This window comes from Streptomyces sp. NPDC036822 (assembly GCF_055609145.1).
Genome location: NZ_JBVJPY010000052.1, coordinates 1 through 5,067, shown reverse-complemented (window position 1 = coordinate 5,067; position 5,067 = coordinate 1). Strand labels below are relative to the sequence as shown.

The 5,067-nt window shown below is 63.3% G+C and carries 4 protein-coding genes and 3 pseudogenes; 4 read left to right on the top strand and 3 right to left on the bottom strand.

The features are described from left to right. Window positions 1-82 precede the first annotated feature (82 nt). Window positions 83-958: a hypothetical protein gene (locus ACZ68P_RS36005; protein ID WP_471013580.1), complete on the bottom strand. Its 876-nt coding sequence runs from the start codon at window positions 956-958 to the stop codon at window positions 83-85. A gap of 951 nt (window positions 959-1,909) precedes the next feature. On the opposite strand from ACZ68P_RS36005, the gene ACZ68P_RS36000 reads away from it, so the two are divergent. After that, window positions 1,910-2,299, top strand: coding sequence for a hypothetical protein (locus tag ACZ68P_RS36000; protein ID WP_471013579.1), 390 nt, complete (start codon window positions 1,910-1,912; stop codon window positions 2,297-2,299). A gap of 453 nt (window positions 2,300-2,752) precedes the next feature. Here ACZ68P_RS36000 and ACZ68P_RS35995 read toward each other — a convergent pair whose 3' ends face one another. Continuing rightward, a complete protein-coding gene (locus ACZ68P_RS35995; RefSeq protein ID WP_471013577.1) occupies window positions 2,753-3,040 on the bottom strand; it encodes a hypothetical protein in 288 nt (95 codons plus the stop codon). A 369-nt stretch (window positions 3,041-3,409) separates the two neighbouring features. Between ACZ68P_RS35995 and ACZ68P_RS35990 the strand changes: the two are divergent. The 3 genes and pseudogenes from ACZ68P_RS35990 to ACZ68P_RS35980 form a co-directional block, all read left to right on the top strand. Beyond that, window positions 3,410-3,622, top strand: a pseudogene (locus ACZ68P_RS35990) (transposase); the annotation flags it as partial. Window positions 3,623-3,729: 107 nt separating this feature from the next. Further along, window positions 3,730-3,993 carry a DUF4262 domain-containing protein gene (locus ACZ68P_RS35985; protein WP_471013576.1) on the top strand — a complete coding sequence of 88 codons (264 nt, stop codon included), beginning with the start codon at window positions 3,730-3,732 and terminating at the stop codon, window positions 3,991-3,993. A 107-nt stretch (window positions 3,994-4,100) separates the two neighbouring features. Next, a pseudogene (locus ACZ68P_RS35980) lies at window positions 4,101-4,864 on the top strand (transposase family protein). Between the two features lie 20 nt (window positions 4,865-4,884). Here the strand turns inward: ACZ68P_RS35980 and ACZ68P_RS35975 are convergent. Then, a pseudogene (locus ACZ68P_RS35975) lies at window positions 4,885-4,971 on the bottom strand (IS5/IS1182 family transposase); the annotation flags it as partial. Between the last annotated feature and the right edge of the window lie 96 nt (window positions 4,972-5,067).

The window sequence follows — 5,067 nt, the reverse complement described above, 5'->3', positions numbered from 1 at the left end:
CACGGCCGGGTAGTCACACCCTCCCGAACGGCCGAATCGTCACACCGGTCACGGCCGACCAGGACCGTTCAACAAGATCGTGTTACGAGCTCTTAGTTGTGCCAGTGTCTCTTAGTCCGTCTTGTACGGCCTGCACCCCCCTGCGGTCCGCAAAAGCCACCTCGATACACCCAGCCCCCGTGATCTTTCCGCTGGGAATACCGAGTGTTTTTCCGGTGCGCTGTAGCGTGAGCGTGCCGGTGTCCACCGGAGTCTGCTCATCCGGTTTTCCGTAAGTGTAGACCTCGGCGATACCTCTCGCGGAAATCGCGAAATATTTCTGTCCGTTCAATTGATATACCGCATAGGGGACGGAATCCCCCCGATTGAGTCTCTTGAGGGCTGATTTATTGTGTTCGACGAGACCACTCAGGGGAACCATCCTCTGATGAAGCGCGGCGGCCCAGCGTTCCTCCTCAGTCGAACCGGTGGTGATCACACGGTCTAGGAGCTTTCTCTCCTCCTCGCGGGCTCTATCGAAAACCTCGCTTATTGCAACGTCCTCGTACGCCGGAACCCTGTCCCCGGATGCGACTGCAGTTCCTCCCGGAGAGGTGACTTGCACCTCGCTCCAGGACGGAGAGATGTATTCGAGAAAGGAGAGATAGAACGTCTCACTGGCGAGCCTCTCATCGAAAGGCTGATAAGGAGACGCTTCTAGACCGCAGAGCGACGTAAGCAGCGGCCCCCCCCGGGGTACATCGGAGAGAAATCGTTCGAGCAGCCCCACGAAGCCGGAAGCGGACCACTTGGGAGAGACCTTAGGATCCGCAAGCCGGAAACAAAGGTTCGCGATGGCCTCTTGTGCATCGAACGTCACCCCTGCGTGCTCGATTTTGAGTGATCGAACCGCAGAAATGATCTCCCTCTCCATCAACTCCAACAAGTCATCGAGGGGCGTGTTCTGTATGTTCTTCATCTCACCATTCCCGCAGTTTGGTATTCTACTCGCGCAACCCATCTCCTTTTATACTTCAAAAAACGCCGGGATGGATGCACCCGGTGCACCAGAAAGGGAGGTAGTCGGTGCCCGTTAGGGATGAGTTCCTAATGTTGATCTTCAACTCCCCCAAGTTCTTCCCTGCGGGTGTCATTAGTCTTTGCTGGTGTGGGGCTGTCCGTGCTGGACGGTTCTTCACGGCGGGTTTCGTTCGGACGCTAGAGGGGGTGTCAATTGTCGGGTATGACAGATGGCGTCCGTGTAGTTCGATTTGCCGGTGTCCTGGTGGGTCTTTCGGGCCCGTGGTCCTGGCCCTCTCGCACACCCTGCGGGGTGACGGTGGGGGAGTGTGGTTACGTTCGGCACCTGGAACGGATCTACACCGGCGAGCGGGCCGTCTCACCAACAACGGGCACAGCCCGGTGCGTCGTGGTGGATTCCCGGTCCTACACGCTGCACACGGAGGCCGTGGCCTATCTCGCTTCCCTGCGTGCCCGGGACTCCTCGCCGAACACCGAGCGCGCCTACGCGGGACGGATCGCTCATTATCTGAACTTCTGCCTGATGCGCCGCCCGGAGTGGACGACGCCCGGTTTCCTGGGGCTGGCCGCACTGCACAGTGGCTCATCAAGGAGCCTTTACCCTCCCGCAGCCCAACGGCCAGATGCGGACATCCCCGGTTCCGCTCACGGACGACGGCGAACGCGGTGATGACGGCGGTGGCGGAGTCCCTCCGGTTCGGGCACACGCACGGCTGGGTGCCGGACACTACGACCGCCTTGCTGTCGGAACCGAAGCTGCTGCGCTTCACTCCACCCCGGCTACTACACAGGCGAGTTCGGCCAGCGGCGAGAGGCGCAGGCGGCCTCGTTCCGGTTCAGGATCGCTGAGCCGGACTATGAGGACCTCAGCGACGAGCAGATCCGCCACATGATCGCCACCGCCAGCACAGCGCGGGACCGCTTCCTGATCGCGCTGCTGGCCTGTACCGGTCTGCGGATCGGCGAGGCGCTCGATCTGCACCGCGCCGACATGCATTTGCTGGCCTCCTCACACGCGGCGGGTCTGGACGAGCTGCTCCCAGCGGGCACACACTTTGGCGTTCGCGGCGGCCCAAGCGGTCCGCTTCCGGGCGACGTCGGCGGGGGGCCCGGACCGCACCCCGCGCAGGTGGTGGAGCTGCTCTCGGCGCTTTCGACCGCACGGGCGATCAGCGTGCGCTGTTCTGGGGGAAACGACGCCCGCCACATCGTCCCCGAGCCCGGCGCCCGTTTCGCCTGGCCGAGCACCCGCAATTGCCCGGCCATCGTCACCGGCTGATGTTCCCGGCGCACCCACTCCGGATCATCCGCGTACTTGGGCCGATCTCCGGCCCCGCGGTGCTGGTGGATGCTGCCCATCCACGCGATCAGCGGACCGCCGTAATCGTCGCGGCCAACGGCCCCAGCCACGGGCGCCCCACCCGCTCCCCGAGCCGCCGGCAGAACAGTCGTCGGCGGGCAGCGCCCACCCCGCACCACCTTCCACCCAAACCTACCTACACGCATCGGTGTAATCCGCCTTATGCTGCTGCCACGCCTGACCGCCAACTCGTTGGCCAATCCCTTGTCGTTTCCCGGTGAAAGGCTGTATCCGATGCGACAGCATTGCCGTTTGGGGCACCTACCGTTCCTGACACGAACCGGCCTGCGCTCCCTCCGTATGACCCTGAAACAGCTATGGCCACGACCGAAGCATTGTTCGGCTATGAGGGCGAGTTCTTCAGTACCCGGATCATTTCATGAAGTTCCGGACCACCTCATCTTCAGCGACACCACATACGCCGTGCTCCGCACGCCCACCGTCACAGACGAGACTTGGTACACCGTTCGCGATGTAGACGGCCACCGCCAGATTATCGGTGAGCCGGGCCCGAGGAAAATCGACACCGTTCGCAGCACTCTGAACCAGCTTGCCACGCTCCGCATGTAACACGTGGCGCGAGTCACGCGTGATCGGGCAGGCCTCCTCGGATTGCCCGCGGTGCCAGCCGTTCGCCTGGGGCACGACGAACTCACGCACGTCCGCGTCCTGCATATCCGATGCGAATGCGTCCGCGTTCCCGCACTTTCCGCTCACTACCAAGACCTTCAAGAGGCCGCTGATCGGCTGAACGGATTCGAGGCGACATCGATCTGCCCCACATCCTGTTCCCCCCCGGTCCTTCGCGTACGACATACCCTGCTTGAAGAGTGATGCCTCGATGTGGCGAGGCGGAATGCGTTGACAGCCTGCCTCCGGGACCGGACCTCGCTGCGCACGGACAACCCGCACATCCTCGTGACACGCCTCACCGGAACCACCAAAGAGCCAGCCGGTGCAGCCCACATTCGCGACGCCTGGGGGACTGTAAATCGTTCGGTGTAACTCCCGATCAGGGAGGATGCACTGATGACCAGTGAGAACGTGACCGTCGCTGAGAGCGGTAAGGCAGCCGAGCCGAAGCCTGCGAGGGCGGTGGATGACCGGCTGATCGACGAGTTGGTTTCCCGGGCTCAGGCGGAGGGACTGCAGCTGACCGGCGAGGGCGGGCTGCTCCAGCAGCTGACGAAGCGGCTGCTGAAGTCGGCTCTCGAGGGCGAGATGCACAGATCTTGGGACCGATCGCAGAGGGTGACAGTGTCGCTCGATTAAAAGGGTGATCACGAGCCCAGCTGGCCGGCTCAAACACTCACCCCGTAGCCTCCACGTATGACTGCCGATCCGTTCCAGTGCCGCTGTGTCCTCTGTATGACTACGGCGACCGGGACGAAGCGGACCGCGCGGATCTGACGATCATCGAGAATGTGCAGCGGCACGGATGGCACGTCGTGATGGTTCCCGAGGACGACATCGGTCCTCCTGGATTCGCCTACACGATCGGCCTCGCGCACGCTCACGGCGCGCCTGAACTCGCCATGTTCGGACTCGATATCCACGTCATTCACCGCATGCTCAACACACTCAAAGAAAGTCCGCCGCGGGCGCTGTACTGAGCCTTTTCCAGCCTGCTTCTGGAGTAACGCAGTTGGGCTGGCAACGTGGCGAAGCTCCTGGTAGATGGGTTTTCGGCCAAGAGAACCGTCTCGACCAGAGGCTTCACGTGCTTGTCTACCCGTCGGGCGTCGACGTGTCCAGCTCCGCCCTTCGCTTCCTCACGCGGCAGCTGCGGCGGCACCGCCGCGCGATCGGCTCCCAGTGGCGGCGTCTGAGCGCCGGCCGCCAGGCCCTGCTCACCCTCGCCCATCTGCGAGTGGGCCACACCTATGCCCAGCTCGCGACCGGGTTCGGCGTCGGAACCACGGCCGCGTACCGCTACGTCACCGAAGCCGTCGATCTCCTGGCCGCTCTCGCACCCAGCCTCGCTGACGCGGTGCGGACCGCGTCGATGAAGGCGTACCTGATCCTGGACGGCACGCTCCTGCCGATCGACCGTATCGCCGCGGACCGGCCGTTCTACTCCGGCAAGCACAAGAAGCACGGGATGAACGTGCAGGTCATCGCCGCCCCCTTCGGCCGGCTGCTCTGGGCCTCACCCGCCCTGCCCGGAGCCGTCCACGACATCCGCGCGGCCCGCGAACACGGCATCATCGACACCCTCGCCGACGCAGACATCGGGTGCTGGGCCGACATGGGATACCGAGGCCCGGCGGCACCTTCCGCACCCCCTACTACCACCACCGCGAACAGCCCGAGCACTACCAGCAGTTCAACCGCGACCATGCCCACCTCAAAGCGCCCGGCGAACGGGCCTTCACCCAGCTGAAGCCATGGCGATTACTCCGGCGAGCCCGATGTTCCACCCGCCGTATCAGCACCATCATCCAAGCCGTTCACACCCTGCTGACCTGCAGCTATTCAGGATGAAAAAGGCTCACTAAGGATCTTCAGCGTCGCCTCTCGAGGGTGAGGATGGCCTTGGTGATTGACGTGAGTCGGTTGGGGCTGATCCGGGCTTTGCGGAAGATCCGCCATGGGGTCTGTCAAACGAGCGGTGTAACTCGGGTTGTTGAGAGTTACTGTCGGGCTGCGGAGAGCCGGCCGTCGAAGGTGATGTCGAAGGCGTTCAG